The organism is Psychrobacter pacificensis, assembly GCF_900101915.1.
Lineage (GTDB): Bacteria > Pseudomonadota > Gammaproteobacteria > Pseudomonadales > Moraxellaceae > Psychrobacter > Psychrobacter pacificensis.
Window position 1 is genome coordinate 1 of record NZ_FNAL01000025.1, and the last position, 21,076, is coordinate 21,076.

The following is a 21,076-nucleotide window of genomic DNA, read 5'->3' on the forward strand; positions in this document are numbered from 1 at the left end:
GTCTGCCCTTAATCGTTTTATGATTATGTTTGATGACCGTATCAGTAAGCATTTAATCTAAATGGCAGTTACACAGAATTCGGGATGGTCTCGACCATTGGGAACAAAGAGATACAATTATGACGCTAAGAAAGAATTTAGATCTTTATGAGCTAAAAGATAGCGTTGACAACCTGATTCAACATAATAGTAAAAATTCATCAATTCATCATTATATTGATCATACTATAAATAACCTTTTACTTTTCGATATCGTTAAGTAGTTATTTTTATTATATTATTTAATAGCATTGCGCCAAAGTTGGGTCGTAGCAAATACGTATATCAGGTATAATTGTTTACCTTCAAAAAATCAAATATAAGAGCCTATGACCCAGCCAACTGCTAACTCTATACCTTCTGAAACCAACTTTAATCACTCTAAAACATCTCTAAACTCCTTCGCCCCGCGCCTACTCGATTGGTTTGCCGAAAACGGTCGCCATGATTTGCCGTGGCAACAGCACCAGACCGATACGCCCAATCCTTATGTCGTTTGGTTATCCGAAGTGATGCTTCAGCAAACACAAGTGACCACAGTACTGCCCTACTTTGCGCGCTTTATGGACACCTTTCCGACCGTGCAAGACTTAGCCGCTGCTGACTGGGATGTGGTCGCCGAGCATTGGGCGGGGCTTGGCTACTATGCACGCGCGCGTAATTTGCATAAAGGCGCAAAGCAACTGGCCGAGATAATTGACGAGACCGGTGATTTTCCGCAGACGCTAGCGGACTGGGAGGCGATTTCGGGCGTTGGGCCATCGACCGCAGGCGCGATTATGGCGATGGGATTGCATCATTATGGCGTTATCTGCGATGGCAATGTCAAACGGGTGCTGACACGTTGGGCCGCTATCGACGGCGACATTACCAAATCTGCTACGACGAAAGAGTTATGGGCATTAGCGGAGCGTTTAACACCGACAGAGAACTCAGGACTGTTCGCACAAGCCATGATGGATATGGGCGCAACGTTATGTATGCGTAGCAAACCTGCTTGCCGATTATGTCCGCTACAAGAAGATTGCTTGGCACATGCTGAGGGACGCGAGACTGATTATCCTGTCAAAGCGAAAAAACAGCCCAAACCGAGTAAGTTTAGCGATGCATTGCTGATAGAAAATATAGACTGTGAAATATTGTGGCTACAACGCCCTGATAACGGCATTTGGGGCGGATTATGGAGCTTGCCATTACAGTTCGTAGAAAAAATTGATGGTAAAGCAAATAGCAAGATAACTGGCAAAAATACTGCTAAAAAACCAGTCACGAGCGACGATAAGTCATCAAGCTTGGCAAGTGGCGTGCGTAGTAATGAAAAAGTCTATGAGACAGAGTTCACCACTGCTGAGCAAATCATTAATGAATGGCTAATAAAGAATGAACTGGTAACCGAATCAGTTAGCAATACCTTATTAGATGACGCCCCTATCAAGCACTCATTGACGCATTTTCATTGGTATTTAACACCGCGCAAACTCACTGTCGATGCTGCGCAAACGATAGAACTCAACGAGAAACTAGCAGCAGCTGAGATTGATTTTAAATGGCTCACCGAACAAACAGCACAAGACAGTCTAGGATTGCCTCGTGCGATGATTAAAATCTTAGAATAAAAATTAGTGTAAAAAACTGGCATAAAAAAAAGCGACTCATTAACTATAGTGAGTCGCTTTTTTATGATGACAAGATGACAGTAGCTAACAATAAATAGCGCTAAGGCTAGGGTTAGGACTTTGGCACACGCAAGCGCATTAGGCCTTCTTGTTGCACGGTGGCAACCAGTTTGCCATCTTGCCAGAACTGCCCATGGTTCAGCCCTTTTGCATTGGACGTGGTATCACTCCACATGTCATAGAGCAGCCAATCATTCAAATCAAATTCACGGTGGAAGTGCATAGAGTGGTCAATACTAGCCGCTTGCAACCCGCTGGTCATAAAGCTTACGCCATGTGACATGAGCCCCGTGCCCACCAAGTAAAAATCAGACGAAAACGCCAATAGCGCTTGCTGAATCGCCACCGGCTGATTGCCTAGCTCGCGAATACGCAGCCAGTTGGCTTGCTTAGGTTTCATTGGTTCTGGATTGATCGGATTGCGCGGTTTGACAGGCTTTATCTCGACATGACGGCGGCGCATAAACCGTGCTTTGAGCGCATCTGGTACTTTGCCCACGTACTCTTCTTTTAAATCTTGCTCGGTCAATAGATCTTCTGGCGGTGGATAAACAGGCATGTCTTCTTGATACGCAAGGCCATCCTCCATGGGAGAAAACGACGCAATCATCGAAAATATCACTTGCTCAACAGGCGCTTTACCGCGTACTTCTTTGTACTGAATAGCAGTCACTTCACGCGCAGATAAACTGCGACCATCACGCAGACGGCGCACTTGATAGATCACTGGTTGATTGATATCACCGCCACGCAAAAAATACCCATGCAACGAGTGACAAGGCTTGTCTTGATCTAATGTATGCGCTGCTGCCATGATCGCTTGGGCCAATACTTGCCCGCCAAATATACGACTGCCCACATAATCATGGCTCTTACCCTCAAAGACATCGGGGGTAACCTCAATAAGCGCGATTGTAGCCAGCAGCTCATCAATCAGTTGTGAATTATCGGACATGACAATATGTTTCCTTATTTTTATCAAACACGCTCAGCATCCAAAAGTAAGCATCTAACAATCTCGATGCCATATAGCTGCAGCGCTTGAATTTAAAATAATATGAGATCGCTTGCTAATATATACAAGAGAGACTTTAGAACAAACACACAGCCATAGCTCATCAGGCCATGGCTATCTGTTCATTTTCGATAGAAAAGGTAAATATCTTACCCAATATTGTTGGCTTTGACTAGTTACTGTCAGCTTGCTCATAAGTATTGCTTAACGATTTGCGATAAAAAATCGCATCTACTTTACTCGTCCAAGCAATCTCATTCATAAAAAAACGAGATGTCTAACAACATCTCGTTTTTGACTATCATCTAAAAGTTTATGGCTTCACTGCTACCAGTACGCGAATAGAGTCCGGCACTAGCGATAAGTTACCAAGCGCTTGCTCTCCTTGGGCCTTGAGCTGCTCTAGGCGCTCAATCTCTTCGGGGCGTACATTTGGATTAATGGTCTGCAAGTGCTTGAGACGTTTGATCTCACGTGACCACTGCTGACTAAAGCGCGCACTTGCTTGTTCACCAATCTCCGCGATTTGCTCGCGTGCGATGTCTTCAGCCTCGTAATAACGCTGCTCGATCACATCGCCGCGCACTTTGATCACTTGACGAGCACGGTTTTTATCCAAGCGTTCAACATGCGGCATGATCATGTCGGCACTGATTCGAGCGGACAAATCACTGCCCTGCTCACTGATGAATACGCGAATATTTTGCGTGGTCAAGGTCGCTGGCAGATTGAGCACTTTTGGGGCGATGGCTTCGACACGGAAGTTTACTTCTAGCAGTACCATCCCTTGCGGCACAGCGGCGCTTTTTAGCATAGCCACTGTCGTATTACCAAAGGTGCTAGTACTGGCAAGCTCATAAATAGCGCGCATCAATGGATGCTCGTGCGTAATAAAATCGATATCTTCACGCTGAAGCGCTTGCTCACGCTCAAAAGTCAACGTCATACCATCTTCATCACCAAGCGGCAAGCCATCGATATAGTCGCTGATCTCAGTGCTATCAATCGGTGCGATGACCCACGAGCCATCACGCTGGATATTATGGTCGATATTGGCAGAGGCAAAGAAGCGCTCAATGAAATGCGGCAACAAATTATTGCCATCAAAGTCACGCATGGCATCCGCAATACGTCCAGCGACACGCGGACGACACGAGTTGTACTCTAGCAGACGATCACGGCCCGCTTGTAGCTGCGCCTCTAGGCCCAAACGCGTCTGTAGCGCCTCATCAATGATGTCTTGTAAGATAGCATTGTTATCCGCAGTATCCGCGCCTTCAAGTACAGGCTTGAGCTCTTGGATATACTGCTCTTGCACGCTTTGTGCCGTTGGTGATATTTGGTTAAACATATTCAGCGCATCGTTATACCAATGGTAAAGACGCTCTTGCGCCGTGCCCTGTACGTAAGGCACATGCAGCATGATCTGCTGTGTCTGACCGATACGATCTAAACGACCGATACGCTGCTCCAAAGTATCTGGATTGGCCGGTAAATCCCAGAGTATCAGCTGGCTTGCAAACTGGAAGTTACGACCTTCAGAGCCAATCTCTGAGCACAATAATATTTGTGCGCCTTCACTATCTGCGAAAAATGCTGCTGCTTGGTCACGCTCAAGCAGGGTCATCTGCTCAGTAAAGATGGCGGTTTTGATGCCGGCATGCAGACGCAATACAGCCTCTAAGCTCTCTACCGTCGCGCCACTGCGAGCGATTAATAGCACTTTTTGTTGCTTAAGCTCACCGCGTAAGATATCAACCAACCAAGAGACGCGTGGATCATCTTCTAGCCAGCCACCATCTGGTTGATTCTCTTCACCCCATAGCTGCTCACGCAGTTTGCCCGTGGTTTGGTAGCTATCAACCCATGCGTCAGGCAGGTGCAGTGGATATGGCTGATGGCTTCGTCCATAAAACCCTTTGACACTCTCACGAGTATTGCGAAATAAGATACGGCCGGTACCATGACGGTCCAGTAGCTCGTTAAGGGCATAAGTACGCAAGCGCTCATCGTCATTGATTGCGCCCAGCTCATCCATACTAATGTCTAATAAATGGCTCAAAGCTGCAATTTGCCCATCACTCAGTGGCTTGTCTTCTATCAAGACGCCAGCGACGGCAGCGGTTTCGGCAAAGGCTTCTTGCCCATCAATAAACTCATCCAAATCATCAAAGCGATCAGGATCTATCAGGCGCAAACGGGCAAAGTGACTCTGCGCGCCAAGTTGCTCTGGCGTTGCTGTCAGTAGCATCACCCCAGGCGTCTCTTCAGCAAAGTCAGCAATCAAATCGTATTTGTCATTGCCGCCCTGCTCTTCATCCCAGTGCAAATGGTGCGCTTCGTCGACGACCAATAGATCAAAGCCCGCTTCCATCGCCTGATCGTACAAATCAGGATGATCAAGCAACAAATCCATGCCCGCGATGATGCACTGCTCAGTGGCAAAGACGTTTTGCTCAGGATCATGTTCTTTGATCGCAGCTGTGCGCACCAAATCAAACAATGCAAAATTCAGATTAAAACGACGACGCAGCTCAATCATCCATTGATACTGTAAGCTGTCTGGCACCAAAATCAAAACACGCTCAGCTTTACCCGTTAGTAGCTGCTGATGGATAATCATGCCCGCTTCGATGGTTTTACCAAGGCCCACTTCATCAGCCAATAGCACACGCGGCGCGATACGCTTACCGACTTCGTGTGCGATATAGAGCTGATGCTCGATGATATCAACACGCGCACCCATCAACCCTTTGAGTGGATGACCTGCCAACGCTGATTGCATACGCAAGATATCTTGGCGCAGCTCGTACCAATCGCCGCGTTCGATACGACCAGCGAGCAGACGCTCAAGCGGCTTGGCTAGCGTGATATTGGCCGCAAGGCGCGTCTCCATTATTCCTTTAGAAGCAGTGCCGCCCTCGTGCTCATCGACGCTATATTTGAGCACACCCATGACTTCATCGACAGCATTGACTGTATAGCTTTTGCCATCTTGGTCATAGATCGTATCGCCAACCTTAAACACCACGCGCGATAGTGGCGCAGAGTTTTTTGCGTAGACGCGCGTCTCTTCACTTTGTGGAAATAAAATATGCACACATCGATCATCGACATCGATAACCACACCTAAGCCAAGCTCAGACTCCGTATCAGATAAATAACGTTGGCCAACGGCGAATTCAGTACTGTGCAATGAAGCAATAGAGATAGTCATAAGGCGATGTCTTTTGTACTCAGATAATTAAAAATTAGATAGCAATGGTGGCTTGTGATAGTAGTCAGGTTAAAAATGAGGCAAATCATCAATAGATGCAAACGCAGTGTCATAATGTTAGTGAAACCAATAGCCAAGCCTTACCATTATATAACGTTAGCGGCTAGATGAGTGCGTTAAGTTCAATTTTCAAGAGGCGGCTTATGATACCCATGACTTTATAAGGTCTTTGGGCCCAATCATGCTCAGTAAATCCGCTCATGATATAAATTACTTTGTTTTTAAACGCTTATCACCACTTAGCCAATATTTAATGGATTCGTTTTTGACTAAAAACTCCAACGTGCTACATTAAGCCCATAACGATTCATTTGACAACTATTTCTATCTATAGGACAACAATAAATAAGGAATCATGATGCAAGCCGTTTTTTTGGATAAAGGCACTTTTTCTGATGGCATTGATTTGCCCGCACCAGCAGGCATAGGCGATTACGTCACTTATAACGATACGCCAAAAGACACAGATCTCATTATTGAGCGCTGTAAAGATGCCGATATTATCATCACTAATAAAGTGCAAATTGGCGCGGAGGTGATCGCTGGCCTACCTAAGCTAAAATTGATTCAACTGACCGCCACTGGCATGAATAACGTCGATCAAGCCGCTTGCGATAAACATGGCGTAGCACTTTATAATGTGGCGGGATATGCGGTAAAAAGCGTGCCTGAGCATACCTTTATGCTCATGCTGACTGCGATGCGTGCCGGTATTCATTACCATCAAAAAGTCGCTGATGGCACATGGCTAGCAAACGGGAATTTTTGTCTGCTGGATATTCCGCTGATAGATTTGGAAGACAAGACGCTAGGCATCATTGGTATTGGCACCATTGGCAAGCGCGTGACCGAAATCGCGCGTGCATTTGGTATGACAGTTCTATGGGCGGAGCATCAAGGACGTACGCCGCGCAACGACGATTATACGGCATTTGATGAGGTATTAGCTCGTGCAGATGTCCTCAGTTTGCATTGCCCATTGACTGAACAAACCGAGCACCTCATTAATAAAAATACCTTGGCAAAAATGAGCAAACAACCGCTCATCGTCAATGTCGCTCGTGGCGGCGTCGTTGATAGCCAAGCATTGACTGATGCGATTAACAACGAGCAAATCATCGGTTATGCCAGTGATGTATTTGAACAAGAGCCCATCGCGAACGATGACCCATTACTCAGTCTCAGCGACCATCCACGCGTCATATTTAGCCCGCACAATGCTTGGGGCAGCAAAAGCGCCCAAGAGACCTTGTGGCAGATATTAAGCAAACAAGTTGCTGACTTTATCGATAATCAGCATCAATAGCGACTATCGATCAATTAAAACCTAACGACTGAACCGCAACCAGTCGTCTTTTATTTTGCGGTATTTGAGCATCACACGGTCGCTAAGATAGTTGTTGGTCACGTACCATGGGTAGCGATCGCCTTGCTTCGGCAGTCTGTCTTGGGCACGTCTGACATATCCAGACGATAGCGATCCCATCACCGTATCTGCTTGGGCGTAGGCGGTAGCATTCGCCGCCTGTGCCTGTGGCAGCGCGACTTGGTAGCGGTTTTTGTGCATATAACTCAACAGCCGCACCACATATTGACACGCCAGATCAATCTTTAGCGTCCATGAGGCATTGGTATAGCCAAATAAGGCCGCCATGTTAGGCACGCCTTCGATCATGACTGCCTTATACGTCATGCGCGTACCGATATCAATGGCCTGCCCGTCGATATATACCGCTGCTCCGCCTAGCATTTGCAGCTTCAATCCGGTTGCTGTGACGATGATATTAGCCTCAAGATGCTCGCCTGATTGCAGCATAATACCGGTTTCAGTGAAGTGGTCGATCTGATCGGTGACCACTGCTGCACGCTCACCGTGCAAAGACTTAAATAAGTCACTGTCTGGCACAGCGCATACGCGTTGATCCCACGGATTGTAGTCGGGCATAAAGTGCTCGACATCAACGCCGCTACCTTTTAACTCTTTTGTCACGCCGCCTTTTAGCACAGCTTTCATCAGCTTGGGCGCGTGAGTGGCTAATTTATACAGCCCTTGCTGCCGCAACACGTTGCGCGCTCGCAGTACCGTATAGGCCTGCTCTTTTGATAAAGGTGAAAACTTGCCTGATAGCCAGTCGATAGCATGATCATCGCCCGGTACGCTTGCCACATAAGTGGGTGTCCGCTGTAGCATCGTGACATGACGCGCACACTGCTCGCTGCTTTCATCTACCAATGCCGGCAATAGCGTCATTGCAGTGGCACCGCTGCCAATAATAACCACTTTTTTGTCGTTATAATCTAAATTACCCCAATGCTGCGGATGGACAATACGACCGCGGAAATCTTCTTCTCCCGCAAAATGAGGTCGATAGCCTTGCTCATAGTCGTAGTAGCCCGTAGCACCGACGATAAACTTTGCCGTCTTAGCGAACACTTCGCCACTCGCATGATTTTTTATGGTTGCTGTCCATAACTGATCCATACTCGACCATGATATTTGCTGAACTTCATGCTCGTAACGAATATGCTCCGTAATACCAAACTCGCGCGCCGTATCAGCGATATAACGCTTGATATCGCCACCTGCTGCCAGCATTCTATAATCTAGCCACGGTCTAAAATTATAGCCAAAGGTTAAGGCATCAGAATCAGAACGGATACCAGGATAGGTAAATAAATCCCACGTGCCGCCCAAATCAGCCCTCTTTTCTAATATGACAAAGCGCTGCGAGCCTCTTTTGTTGTTAACTGATCTGTTCCGCCTTTGTTTTTTTGCACCTTTATGACCAAATAGATTTTTATGCGCTAGTTGCTGTAAGCGGCAGGCCATACCGATACCCGCAATGCCCGCACCAATAATCAGCACTTCATAATCGGCAGGCTTACCCCTTTGCGACTGTCTACGTGCGAGGCGACTTTTAATCGCCTGTTTGGTAGTAGCGATATCAAGCATATTCTCATCCTTGTGTTTACATGATCAGCGATAGCCTTAGTGCTTCTATTAATCGCGCGCTTCGACTTCATATTCAGGCAGCTAATGCATCAAAATGGGCATGGACTTTCCCAGTCCATCCAAGCACCCAATACTGGATGCTTTAAGCGCAATTGCTGCGCATGTAGATTTAGCCTTGGCGCAATCTTGAGTGCCGCGCCCTCGGCATAAATCGGGTCGCCAATCATCACATGACCTGCATGCACCATGTGCACGCGTAGTTGATGGCTGCGACCCGTAACGGGTTTAAGCATCACTCGGGTAACTGGTTGACCATCACACATTTCGTGCGCTATGACTTCATACAGTGTTAAAGCATGCTTTGACCAGTCATGATCAACGATATGACGCGGCTTGGTCGTCGGCTCATAGCGTACTGGCACCGATATCTCACCCGCTGCGCCCACCTGCTCCCATTGCCCAAAAACTCGTGCTTGGTATTTTTTCTGCGGTAAGCGTTCAATAAACTGTTTACTGATATTGGTTTGGGCAGCGGCATTTTTTGCAAAAATAATTAGCCCTGACGTGTCCATATCCAATCGATGAATCAGTTTTACCGCTGGATTGGCACGCTCAAGCCGAGCAAGCAGACTCACTTTGAGGGTCTTGCCATCGACGCTTAACAGCCCTGCTGGTTTATCCACTACCCAAATATCATCATCTTCGTACACCGTAATCTCTTGCGCAAAATCCTTGAAAAACTCAAGCGGATAGGCATTTTCTTGCACGTTAAGGGCATCGACTTCTTCATCAGTAAAAGGCATAACAGTAACTACTTATATAAATTAAACGTAATATGGGGCTTTGGCGGCTGTTATTTTGGCACAGTAGCGCCCTATTTATTGAGAGTAAAAGTGGGATAATTCAATGTAAAAACAGACGGCTAAAAGTGCTCAAAAAGTATGTTTTAGCAAAGCAATGATACACGTAACAGAGAAAAACCAACCTGTGTCATTCTGCTTTGATTTATTGTGCTAATCGTAATTGTTGAACAATTTAACCAGCCTGAATCTGTCAAGACTGAGCAAACATGTTAATATAATGGCACATTTTCACCACTCCTGAACGATTCTTTAACCACTAACCCACTTATTATTGGATAAATATGACAGCTGGTTTGTGGTGACAGAATGAATAAAACAAGAGAGATAAAATTATGTCAGACCTTATTTTTAATACTACCGACACAAACTTTGACCAAGACGTTCTAGAATCAGATCTTCCTGTATTGGTAGATTTTTGGGCAACTTGGTGTGGTCCTTGTAAAGCGATTGCGCCTATTTTAGAAGATTTAGCGACTGAGTACCAAGGTAAAGTTAAGATCGTTAAAGTTGACGTGGATAACAACCCACAAGCAGCGAGCCGTTTTGGTATCCGCAACATCCCAACTTTATTTGTCTTCAAAGACGGCGAAAAAGTAGATTCAGTGATGGGTCTACAGCCAAAAGCTGAATTGGCCAAAGTATTGGACAAGCATTTATAAGCTGAATGTTATCATTTCAAAGTTTTTTGAATCAATGAGCTAAAGCGATAAAGAAAGCCATTATCTGATAACGATAATGGCTTTTTGCTTGTTTTTTGTGCAAAAAACTTGATTATACGAATTTTTTGGCAAAATTTATTGACAACGCTATTGTGAAGACCGTATAGTCTGCTGACAAGAGAAAACCATCTGTTTTCCTAGTATCTTGTCGCTATTCTCCTCGTGTTTATCAACAAAAACACAATCGTCATTATAAACACCATTGCTAAACGAAATGACTAAACGCAATGACTGATATTGAGTTTTTGACGCAGACTCTTATGTAGCCTTTTTTATTCCTAATTCTTATGACCTTGCATCCAGCGATAGCAATGCGTCTATAAGCAGACATGCAATACCAACACTACATAAGCCATTGCGCTGTACAAATACCTTCTATCATCATATTACTGTCGTTTTACTCACTGTCGTGACTTGTGCTGCTAATGGCATCTCTCATCTGATCAATTGCTAATGACCTATCTATGAATCTAACTGAATTAAAGAAAAAATCAATCTCTGAGCTGTTGGCTATTGCCAAGGAAATGGGTCTTGATAACATGGCGCGTAGCCGTAAACAAGACATTATCTTTGCTATCTTAAAAACCCATGCCCGCAACGGTGAAGCCATCTATGGTGACGGTGTGCTTGAGGTTCTTCCTGATGGTTTTGGCTTTTTACGCTCATCAGAAGGCTCTTATCTAGCAGGTCCTGATGACATCTATGTCAGCCCTAGTCAAATTCGCCGCTTCAGCTTAAAAACGGGCGACAGTATCGCTGGTACGATTCGCCCACCAAAAGATTCTGAGCGTTATTTTGCGTTACTAAAAGTTGGTGAAATCAACTTTGATACGCCAGATCGCTCACGTCATAAGCTGATTTTTGAGAACCTAACACCGCTATTCCCTACTGAGCAGCTAAAGCTTGAGCTTGGTAATGGTACTACCGAAGATCTGACAGGGCGTATCATTGATTTGATTGCACCAATTGGTAAAGGTCAGCGCTCTATTATTGTCGCACCGCCAAAAGCGGGTAAAACGATGTTATTGCAATCTATTGCTCAGTCCATCACTCGCAATAATCCTGAATGCTACTTAATCGTCCTGTTGATTGATGAGCGTCCAGAGGAAGTCACCGAGATGGAGCGTACCGTGCGCGGTGAAGTCGTTGCCTCTACCTTTGATGAGCCACCTCAGCGTCACGTACAAGTGGCTGAGATGGTCATCGAAAAAGCCAAACGTCTGGTCGAGCATAAGCAAGATGTGGTGATTTTATTAGACTCGATCACTCGTCTGGCACGTGCCTATAACACGGTCATACCATCATCAGGCAAAGTATTGACCGGTGGTTTGGATGCCAATGCGCTTGAGCGTCCAAAGCGTTTCTTTGGCGCTGCGCGTAATGTCGAAGAAGGTGGCAGTTTGACGATTATTGCCAGTGCGTTAATTGATACTGGTAGTAAGATGGACAGCGTGATCTTTGAGGAATTCAAAGGAACGGGCAACCAAGAAATCACCCTTGAGCGCGACTTGGCCGAAAAACGTGTCTTCCCTGCAATCAATATCAAAAAATCAGGCACACGCCGCGAAGAGCGCTTGTTGGACGAAGATAAACTACGTAAAGTCTGGATTTTACGTAAACTGCTGCAGCCGATGGATGGCGTCCAAGCTACTGAATTCTTGTTGGAGCGTCTCAAAGAAGCGAAAACCAATGACGAGTTCTTTGAGCAAATGAAACGCAAATCACAGAACTAATTTACGCATATTTTTCCAAGGCATGCCATTGTTTGCTTGATATAAAGACTGCCGTTCGGTGGTCTTTTTTATTTCCGATTGCCAAAATACTCGCCTACCTATTTTTGCGTTAAGTACCTCATATAAGCAAGTACCCGTTTTATGATACAGTCTGGAAACATCAATTACATGTCGTTTGCAAAGTTTAGCGTTTTTACTACGACTAACTATCTACTAACCTACTATTATGGTAGACAGTAGGAATACATTTGAAAATATCATGGACATTGTTTTTTTAAAGGTATTATATTTCAAACTTGACGAATAAATAGGTGATAATATGCAATTTGCTAAGACGATCGCAATGACAGCAATTACGAGCTCAGCACTCATCATGACTGGTTGTAATTCATATGGTGGTATGAGCAATACCGCTAAAGGCGCAACAGCAGGTGCCGCAGCTGGCGCACTTATCAGAAGTAAAGGCGACAGCAAAGACATCGCTCGTGGTGCATTGGCTGGTGCAGCTATCGGTGGCGCTGGTGGTTACATTCTTGATAATAACTAAATCCTTCTACACTGATATTTCTTCATTATTAAATTGAGTGATATCAACCAGAAAATAATAAAAAAGCCTGCAATTGATTGCAGGCTTTTTTTTTGCGTGGTTATTGTTGTACTGATAACCCATAGGCGGAGTTACAAAAAATAATCTTACTTTTAAAGCGCACCACTAAAGGTATCGCAAGATTGTACATTACCGCTTTCTAAGCCCCGAGTGAACCACTCAACACGCTGTTGACTGGTACCATGCGTAAAGTTATCAGGCGCAACCGCTCTACCACTCGCCTGTGCCAATCGATCATCGCCGATCTGACCGGCAGCATTAATAGCCTCATCAATATCGCCCGCTTCTAAAAACTGTACACGCTCTTGGTTACGCTGCGCCCAAACGCCAGCAAAGCAATCTGCCTGCAGCTCTTGTAACACTGACAACTTATTGGATTGTGCTTGGGTCACTTGCCGACGGGCTTCATTGACCTGCTGACTAATACCTAGTAGCGTCTGAACATGATGACCCACCTCATGTGCGATAACATAAGCCTGCGCGAAATCACCTGCTTTACCTTGGTTTTCCTGAGTCCCAGAGCCTTGCTGATCCCCTGCGATACCCAGATTTTGACGCATCTCCACAAAAAATGATGTGTCTAAATAGACCGTTTGATCGCCTGGACAATAAAAAGGCCCTGTCGCCGCGCTGGCACTACCGCACGCCGAATTTACTTGACCATTGAACAGAATTAGCGAGGGCTCTTTATAAGTACTACCCGCTTCGTTAAATATCTGATGCCAGACCTCTTCAGTATCCGCCAGCACAACTTTGACAAACTGGGTATCTCGATCATCGCTTGTCGCAGGTTCGCTAGAGGTTCCATTACTACCACCACCAGCGATTACCTGACCTGTTTGCAGCGCAGTCATAGGATTTACCCCAAATACCAGCCATAAAATACCTGCGATAATGATACCGCCAATACCACCACCTATCATTTTCCCGCCGCCCGTACTAGAGCGAACATTAGAACTGCCTCGTCTGCCTTGCCATTTCATAGTTTATTCCTCAAATATACGAGATATAATCACTCGTATTGTTCATTATTCATGTTGTACAGTATGCCGCTCAATACGTTGATTTGATTTTTGGTTTGCTCACTCACAAGCAATTTTTCTTAATATAAATAGCGCTAATTATCATGGCCTACTTGTCCCATATTTACTTGTCCCATATTAATGGCGTACTTGTGCCTCATTAGACGAGACAATCGACTCTAATTTTACTTAACCAAACACCATAAATACGTTAAATTACAGCCAAAAGTAGGACTGCATATTGTGCCGTAACAGTCTGATGTCATTGATTATACGTCGATTAATCAGGTTTGTTGTATTAAAAATACTATCGAACAGATGAAGTAAAATATTATTTTAAATATTATTGTTACTTAATTGTACAACCCTATTTCCATTTTCATATAAAACATATAGAATGCGTGGAAGCTGAGTAGCTGTAACTAAGACTAATTGAATTCTGAGAAACCTCGGAATTCGTCCTTTGTTGCTGCTACTGCTCATTTCATTTTTCCGGAGAAAACCTTATGAAACTTAAATTACTTGCTCTAGCTGGTATCATGACTGCAACTATGGGCCTAACTGCCTGTGACAGCAACAAAGAAAACGCTGCTGAAGATCTATCTGACGCGCAAGAAGAAGTGCAAGACGCACAAGAAGAGCTAGCTGAAGGCGCTGCTGACGGTGAAGCTATCCCTGCTGATGCTGACGCTGCTGTTGCTGACGCTGAAGCTGACATCGCTGACGCTCAAGTGGCAACTGCTACTGACGAAATGGACGCTGAAGTTCCTGTAGACGGCACTACTACTAGCGTTGACGTAGCTAGCGAAACTGATACTGCTGCTGTTGACGCTTCTGACGAAGTTGTTGTTGAAGAGCCAGCTCAGTAATTTATTGTTCATACAATAAATAAACGGTAATAAAAAAAAGAGAGCCTATGCTCTCTTTTTTTATGCCTGCAATTTATGACAGCTAGTTACCTATAACCATACTTGGTATTTATTGGCTATACAAGGCTATAGCGAAAACAAGCAAGCTGTCATACTCAATAACACACTAAGTATCAAATAAACGCTCATCAACTTTCTGACGAAACTTTTGTCCTGTCTTGAAAGTCACCACGCGGCGCGCGGATACGGCGACAGGCTCTCCTGTTTTAGGGTTACGGCCTGGACGGCTGTTTTTGTCTTTAAGCTCAAAGTTGCCAAAGCCTGAAAGCTTGACCTCTTTGCCATCAATCAAACTATCTGACAGCTCATCAAAAAAGTTCTCCACCAGACAGCGACCTTCTTGGCGTGTCAGATTTAGATGACTCATTAAGTGCTCAATCATGTCAGATTTGGTTAAGGTGCTCACAGTACGACTCCTATGCTATGTCGTGATGTCGAATATCATGGTTTAGCGGTATGAGGGTTAAGTCTAATTATTATAAAGGTTTTTTGAGTAGTTTTTAATAAACTATACATTAAAATCCTTTATTAATAATGACTTAACTTGTTTTACAAGTAAAAGGGTTATAAATAATAGTTTTTACGAATAGCAATGCTCCATAGCCTCATAACTGAAGAGGCTATAGGGCATTGGGTCTTTTAAAGACTAAATATTAGCTGTCACGTAACTGGACTGCGTGTTGATCCGTTAATGCCTGTACAACCTTATCAGTGGCAGTTTTTACAGCTTCATCTGATAGGGTTTGTGTAGCATCTTGCCATACAAGTGCAAACGCCAATGAGCGCTGACCAGTCGGTACTTTATCGCCTTGATACACATCAAATAGCCACAGATCAGTCAACAAATCACCTGCCGCAGCTCGTACCGTTGACTCTAAAGTCTGCAAACTGATATCACTGTCTACTAAAATAGCAATATCACGGCGCACTTGTGGGAACTTGCTAGGCGTCGTAATCGAATGCTGCTCACGAGCAATCGTCAATAGCGGTGCCAGTGACAATTGGGCAACCCATGTCGTTGGCAGATCCAACTGCTTAGCAGTATTTGGATGTAGCTGACCCAACCAACCAACATAGATATCATCGATATATAACTCAGCGCTTTGTCCTGGATGCAGGAAGCTCAGCGCACTACGCTCATAGCGAATACGGGCGCTATCGATCTGCGCTGGTAATAACTGTTCAATATCATGTTTGAGATCATAAAAATCTAAGACGCGGTTTTGATAAGCCTGCTCACTCCATACATCACCCACTGCGACCAATGCAATGCTTGGGGTTTGCACCAAATCACTGATACTTTGTCCAACAAAGCTAAGACCCGTCTCAAAGAAACGTACGCGTGGCTGCTGACGATTCAAGTTATATTGCACGCAAGGCAGTAAACTTGACAGCAAGGTACGACGCATGACCGCCAAATCACTAGAGATAGGGTTTGCCAGTGCCAACACCTCTCCTAGCGCTTCATCATCAAGCAATGCTTCTAATTTTGCATCACTAAAGCTAAAGCTGATGGCTTCCATATAACCGTTATCGACCAGTGCTAGCTTCATCCCATGAGTCAAATCTGCAGTATCGTCATAATCCATGCTGACTTGCAAATATGGCAATACGCTTGGAATATTGTCATAGCCATAGATACGGGCAATTTCTTCGATGAGGTCTTCCTTGATACTCATATCAAAACGGTAAGACGGCGGCTTACAAATCAATGCGTCGTTTTGCTGCTCTACCTCAAAACCTAATTGAGTTAAGATACGTACCATCTCTGATGGCTCGATATCAATACCAATAACATCACGTACTTTCGCGATTGGCAATGTAATCGGTTCGCGTGCTGGCAGATGCTCAAGGTTTTCGGCCGTGACTATTTGACCTGCTTCGCCGCCCGTGATGCTTGTGATCAAGTCACAAGCTCGTGCCAAGGCAAGTTCCGGCAATTCAAAATCGACCCCACGCTCAAAACGCTGTGATGCATCGGTATGCAATCCAAAACGGCGTGCGCGCGCAGCGATAGCCAGTTGATTAAAGAAAGCGCTTTCTACCACGATATTGGTCGTACTATCGGTGACACTGCTACGCTGACCACCCATAATGCCAGCCAGTGCCAAGGCACCTTTGTCATCAGCAATCACAAGCTCATCACCGGTTAGCGTAACCGTTTGCTCGTTGAGCAAAGTAATGGTTTCATCAGGCTGTGCCAAACGCACAACGATATCACCTTCGATGGTATCGGCATCAAAAGCGTGTAGCGGTTGCCCCAATTCCATCAAAACATAATTGGTCACATCGACCAAGAAGTTGTGTGAACGTAGTCCTGACTGTACCAATGCATCTTGCATCCATTTTGGAGTATCGATGCTACGATCAATATTGCTAATCGATTGCAACAGATAGCGAGGGCACGCCTCTACCGCATCAACAGTTACAGCGGGCGTTGCACCATTATCAGAAGCGACTACATAGTCAGGAATCTCTGGCAACTGTACAGGCAAGTCATTGATGACTGAAATCTCGCGAGCGATACCGCGAACGCTAAAGCAATCACCACGGTTTGGGGTGATAGAGATATCTAATATCTGATTATCTAGACCTAAATACTCACGGATATCGGTACCAACTGGTGCATCTTCAGGCAACTCAAGCAGTCCATCTATATCATCTACCAAGTCAATTTCAGAGGCGCCGCATAGCATGCCGTTTGAGGCAACACCGCGTAGCTTGCTTTTCTTAATCTTAAAACCTTTTGCGTCATCGCTTGGTAGTATCGCACCAACGGTAGCAACCGGTGCTTTCATACCGACGGTCACATTAGGTGCGCCGCAGACAATTTGCAGCGGCTCAGCGTCGCCAATATTTACCTGCGTGACACGCAGTTTGTCTGCATCTGGATGCGGCTCAACGCTGATAACTTCACCGATGACCACACCGCTAAATGCACGGGCAACTGCGTAACGGTCATCAATCTCAAGCCCTGCCATCGTCAGCTGTTCAGCCAACTGTTCGCTGGTATTTTGGGGATTTACCCATTGACGTAGCCACTGTTCGCTAATTTTCATAAATATCTCGGATCAGAATTTTATAATAAAGATGTTGGAGTAAAGCTTGGCAAATTAACTTGTTGTATTAACAAGGAGCACTTTTATATCAACAAAAGCACGTTAGCCAAATTGCTTTAAGAAGCGCACGTCATTTTGGAAAAACAAACGTAAGTCATCAATACCGTAATACAACATCGCAAAGCGCTCGATACCCATCCCAAATGCAAAGCCTGTGTATTTGTCGCTATCAATACCGCAATTGGTCAATACTTGTGGATGTACCATACCGCAGCCCATCACTTCAAGCCATTTGCCGTTATCATCTAAGATATCTACTTCTGCAGACGGCTCAGTGAATGGGAAAAATGAAGGACGGAAACGTACGGTCAGCTCTTTGGCAAAAAATGCTTCTAGAAACTCACTAATCAGACCTTTTAGCTCAGCAAAAGTGCTCGACTCTGTGACCATAAGGCCTTCTAACTGATGGAACATCGGTGAATGGGTTTGGTCTGAGTCGTTACGATAAACACGGCCTGGGCAGATAATACGAATCGGCGGATCGTTCTTTTCCATGGTACGAATCTGCACTGGGCTGGTATGCGTACGCAGTAGATAATGCGCATCGAAATAGAATGTATCATGCATCGCGCGTGCAGGATGGTGCGACGGGATATTCAACGCTTCAAAGTTATAGTAATCGCTCTCAACTTCAGGGCCGGTGGCAACATTGAAGCCCGCTTGAATAAAGTACTGCTGCATACGCTGAGTAATCATCGTTACTGGATGCAGATGACCTTTTTGACCACCGCGAGCTGGCAACGTAATATCAATGCTCTCTGCTTCTAGCTTGGCGTTGAGCGCGGCGACTTCTAACTGCTGCTGTTGATCGCTCAGCGCTTGCTGAATGCGGCTACGCACCTCGTGCAACCAGCCACCGTAGGTTTTTTTATCATCAGCATCGAGTTTGCCCATCTGCTTTGACCAGCCCGTCAATGGGCTTTTTTTGCCAGTCAATTGCACACGCAAGTCTTGCAAGGTACGCGCATCAGTTACTTGTAGAATCAAAGCTTCAGCAGCACTCGCAAAGTCGGTAAGCTGAGCTTCATTGAGCTCGTTTAGCTCTGAAGACAAGGTCGGTAGCGCCGACAAGTCGTTGGTAGCAGCAGGGTTAGTCATAAGACGCATTATTCCTGATTTGAACGGACTATTAATTGTAGGGGTTTGACCAAATATTGCAAACCATTTATCCCGTTATCTTCATAAAGATAAGTGGTCTAAAAGGCTTGAATATTTAGACAGATAAAGAGCAGGTGCTGGTATCCACTCAGACTAAGTAAATACACCATAATTTAAAATAAAAAAAGCCACCGACCAGCGGTAGCTTTTATTAATATCGTACTATTAATCAATATTAGTTCTATTCGTTTAGACGCTTACTTAGATAAATTTTATATCTACTTAATCTCTAAAGAGTAGTTAATATTTATGCTAGTTCCGCTTTTGCTTTTTCGACCAATGCTGTGAAAGTCGCTGCATCATGCATAGCGATGTCTGCTAGAACGCGACGATCGATTGCGATGTTTGCTTTTTTCAAGCCATTGATAAAGCGGCTATAGCTTAAGCCGTTTAAGCGTGCACCAGCATTGATACGTGCAATCCAAAGACGACGGAAAGTACGTTTTTTGTTGCGACGGTCACGATAAGCATATTGACCAGCTTTGGTCACTGCCTGTACCGCTACGCGGTAAACACGTGAACGGGCACCGTAGTAGCCTTTTGCGCGTTTTAAGATTTTTTTGTGACGGCGATTTGCCTGTACACCACGTTTTACACGGGCCATAATTTACTCCAAGATTTTGTAATCACTGTTAAGCGAGTGATGATGCTGTCAAATAACAAACATCATTGTCAGATTGCAAAGTCAACTATCATTTCATCAGATAGTTTTCAATCAAAGATAGATGACAGTAGGCTATTAGATGTATGGGCACATACGACGAATGGCTGCTTCGTCAGATTTATGTACCAACTTAAGACCACGCAACTGGCGAATACGCTTAGGTGATTTCTTGGTCAAAATATGGCTTTTGAATGCTTGTTTACGTTTAAAGCCGTTTGCTGTTTTTTTGAAGCGTTTAGCGGCACCGCTTCTGGTTTTCATCTTAACTTTCATGATGATTTGCCTCTTTTTCTGTTTTAGAACCTGGTCGTCAAATAGTCATACCGAATAATCGCTATATAAATAACCACTAAACCTCTATTTGCCTCGAGGTGGGAGGCGGTATTTTAGCAGATAGTGCCTTGTTTTGCCAAGTAAAGTTTTGGCTAACCTTTACTTGGCAATAAAGACCGTTAGCCAGCATGAGTAGCGCTACAGCGCAGCGCTTAAAAACCTCATAAAAATGGTCAATTTTCATCCAAATAGATTGAATGTCAGCTGAAGCTGTGCTTAAGTAGATACTTAAGTTACATCATAATATGAGTGTCATGAAAGCACACTCATTTATTAAGTGTATACAGCCTTTTATTTGTTCATCATTATTATGATTCTGCCAACCTATCGCATGATAAGTAGCATAATTGTTTGCCACCACTTTAGGAGATAGTGTGTCAAAGCAAGAGTTGGTATTTGAGGATTATTTATTTGTTTTTGAGACAGTGATGCGCGTGCGTCATACCGAAATCGACTTGGGACAGCATGTGACCATCGAATCTCTGACTGCCCTTCTGTCCGAAGCGCGACTAAGGTTTCTACACGCTAAAGGTATTAAAGAAATCAATTCAGATAACCAGGGCTTAATTATTGATACATTGCAGTTGGTTATTTTGAGTCGTATACGAGTATGCGAAGAGCTTTTGTTTGAAGTCGGTGTTGAGCCAATATATGATAATGGCGGTAGCATCGTGATAAAGATCACACGTATGCACACAGGTGAAGTGGTCGCCAAAGCAAGACAACATTTTAGGAATTATGATTTTAATCTCAATAAAGTGATTAAGCTCGATAACACGACCAAAGAGGCTCTATATCCTCATTTATTTAGGCTGTAAAATAGCGAGTCAATATCACCTTTCTCATTTTAATGCTCGCGCAGCTTTCATATGACATCATATTTCAGAGCATTTTAGACAATCTCCTCGCTCCAATCATAAGTAGTATAATTACTTATTGATATTTTTACTCTCTAACTATAAGACGACA

17 protein-coding genes are annotated in these 21,076 nt (G+C 44.6%); 7 read left to right on the top strand and 10 right to left on the bottom strand.

From position 1 onward, the window contains the following. The first annotated feature begins 368 nt into the window (after window positions 1-368). Window positions 369-1,655 (top strand): A/G-specific adenine glycosylase, encoded by a 1,287-nt coding sequence (gene mutY, locus BLR43_RS11630; protein WP_093071223.1) that lies wholly within the window; start codon window positions 369-371, stop codon window positions 1,653-1,655. A 112-nt stretch (window positions 1,656-1,767) separates the two neighbouring features. On the opposite strand, the gene BLR43_RS11635 is transcribed toward mutY, so the two are convergent. Both BLR43_RS11635 and rapA read right to left on the bottom strand, forming a co-directional pair. After that, the gene (locus tag BLR43_RS11635) at window positions 1,768-2,670 is read right to left on the bottom strand and encodes an acyl-CoA thioesterase (protein ID WP_071002837.1); all 903 of its coding nucleotides are present in this window, start codon (window positions 2,668-2,670) and stop codon (window positions 1,768-1,770) included. 373 nt (window positions 2,671-3,043) lie between these two features. Beyond that, window positions 3,044-5,947: an RNA polymerase-associated protein RapA gene (rapA, locus tag BLR43_RS11640; protein ID WP_201587448.1), complete on the bottom strand. Its 2,904-nt coding sequence runs from the start codon at window positions 5,945-5,947 to the stop codon at window positions 3,044-3,046. A gap of 418 nt (window positions 5,948-6,365) precedes the next feature. Between rapA and BLR43_RS11645 the strand changes: the two genes are divergently transcribed. Further along, window positions 6,366-7,313, top strand: a complete 948-nt coding sequence (locus tag BLR43_RS11645; RefSeq protein WP_093071224.1) for a D-2-hydroxyacid dehydrogenase — start codon at window positions 6,366-6,368, stop codon at window positions 7,311-7,313. Window positions 7,314-7,334: 21 nt separating this feature from the next. Here the strand turns inward: BLR43_RS11645 and BLR43_RS11650 are convergent, their stop codons facing one another. Together BLR43_RS11650 and BLR43_RS11655 are read right to left on the bottom strand one after the other, a co-directional pair. Then, on the bottom strand, window positions 7,335-8,960 hold the full coding sequence (locus tag BLR43_RS11650) for a flavin-containing monooxygenase (RefSeq protein ID WP_093071225.1): 1,626 nt from the start codon (window positions 8,958-8,960) through the stop codon (window positions 7,335-7,337). An 89-nt stretch (window positions 8,961-9,049) separates the two neighbouring features. Then, window positions 9,050-9,763: an RluA family pseudouridine synthase gene (locus BLR43_RS11655; RefSeq protein ID WP_093071226.1), complete on the bottom strand. Its 714-nt coding sequence runs from the start codon at window positions 9,761-9,763 to the stop codon at window positions 9,050-9,052. A 392-nt stretch (window positions 9,764-10,155) separates the two neighbouring features. On the opposite strand from BLR43_RS11655, the gene trxA reads away from it, so the two are divergent. From trxA to BLR43_RS11670, 3 genes are all read left to right on the top strand, one after another. Continuing rightward, window positions 10,156-10,482: a thioredoxin gene (trxA, locus tag BLR43_RS11660; RefSeq protein ID WP_093071227.1), complete on the top strand. Its 327-nt coding sequence runs from the start codon at window positions 10,156-10,158 to the stop codon at window positions 10,480-10,482. A gap of 524 nt (window positions 10,483-11,006) precedes the next feature. After that, a complete protein-coding gene (gene rho / locus BLR43_RS11665) occupies window positions 11,007-12,275 on the top strand; it encodes a transcription termination factor Rho (RefSeq protein ID WP_093071228.1) in 1,269 nt (422 codons plus the stop codon). A 319-nt stretch (window positions 12,276-12,594) separates the two neighbouring features. Beyond that, window positions 12,595-12,822 carry a glycine zipper 2TM domain-containing protein gene (locus tag BLR43_RS11670; protein WP_093071229.1) on the top strand — a complete coding sequence of 76 codons (228 nt, stop codon included), beginning with the start codon at window positions 12,595-12,597 and terminating at the stop codon, window positions 12,820-12,822. A 152-nt stretch (window positions 12,823-12,974) separates the two neighbouring features. On the opposite strand, the gene ypfJ is transcribed toward BLR43_RS11670, so the two are convergent. Beyond that, window positions 12,975-13,865, bottom strand: coding sequence for a KPN_02809 family neutral zinc metallopeptidase (ypfJ, locus tag BLR43_RS11675; RefSeq protein ID WP_093071230.1), 891 nt, complete (start codon window positions 13,863-13,865; stop codon window positions 12,975-12,977). A 545-nt stretch (window positions 13,866-14,410) separates the two neighbouring features. Here ypfJ and BLR43_RS11680 point away from each other — a divergent pair. Further along, window positions 14,411-14,773 carry a hypothetical protein gene (locus BLR43_RS11680; protein WP_071002831.1) on the top strand — a complete coding sequence of 121 codons (363 nt, stop codon included), beginning with the start codon at window positions 14,411-14,413 and terminating at the stop codon, window positions 14,771-14,773. Between the two features lie 166 nt (window positions 14,774-14,939). On the opposite strand, the gene BLR43_RS11685 is transcribed toward BLR43_RS11680, so the two are convergent. From BLR43_RS11685 to rpmI, 5 genes are all read right to left on the bottom strand, one after another. Continuing rightward, the gene (locus tag BLR43_RS11685; protein WP_058023539.1) at window positions 14,940-15,239 is read right to left on the bottom strand and encodes an integration host factor subunit alpha; all 300 of its coding nucleotides are present in this window, start codon (window positions 15,237-15,239) and stop codon (window positions 14,940-14,942) included. Between the two features lie 247 nt (window positions 15,240-15,486). Beyond that, the gene (gene pheT / locus BLR43_RS11690) at window positions 15,487-17,892 is read right to left on the bottom strand and encodes a phenylalanine--tRNA ligase subunit beta (protein ID WP_093071231.1); all 2,406 of its coding nucleotides are present in this window, start codon (window positions 17,890-17,892) and stop codon (window positions 15,487-15,489) included. A 102-nt stretch (window positions 17,893-17,994) separates the two neighbouring features. Beyond that, the gene (pheS, locus tag BLR43_RS11695; protein WP_093071232.1) at window positions 17,995-19,050 is read right to left on the bottom strand and encodes a phenylalanine--tRNA ligase subunit alpha; all 1,056 of its coding nucleotides are present in this window, start codon (window positions 19,048-19,050) and stop codon (window positions 17,995-17,997) included. 307 nt (window positions 19,051-19,357) lie between these two features. After that, complete coding sequence (gene rplT, locus BLR43_RS11700; protein ID WP_071002829.1) at window positions 19,358-19,714, bottom strand: 50S ribosomal protein L20; 357 nt, start codon at window positions 19,712-19,714, stop codon at window positions 19,358-19,360. A 135-nt stretch (window positions 19,715-19,849) separates the two neighbouring features. After that, on the bottom strand, window positions 19,850-20,047 hold the full coding sequence (gene rpmI / locus BLR43_RS11705) for a 50S ribosomal protein L35 (RefSeq protein WP_058023536.1): 198 nt from the start codon (window positions 20,045-20,047) through the stop codon (window positions 19,850-19,852). A 434-nt stretch (window positions 20,048-20,481) separates the two neighbouring features. On the opposite strand from rpmI, the gene BLR43_RS11710 reads away from it, so the two are divergent. Next, window positions 20,482-20,925 (top strand): thioesterase family protein, encoded by a 444-nt coding sequence (locus BLR43_RS11710; RefSeq protein WP_093071233.1) that lies wholly within the window; start codon window positions 20,482-20,484, stop codon window positions 20,923-20,925. The last annotated feature ends 151 nt before the right edge of the window (window positions 20,926-21,076 follow it).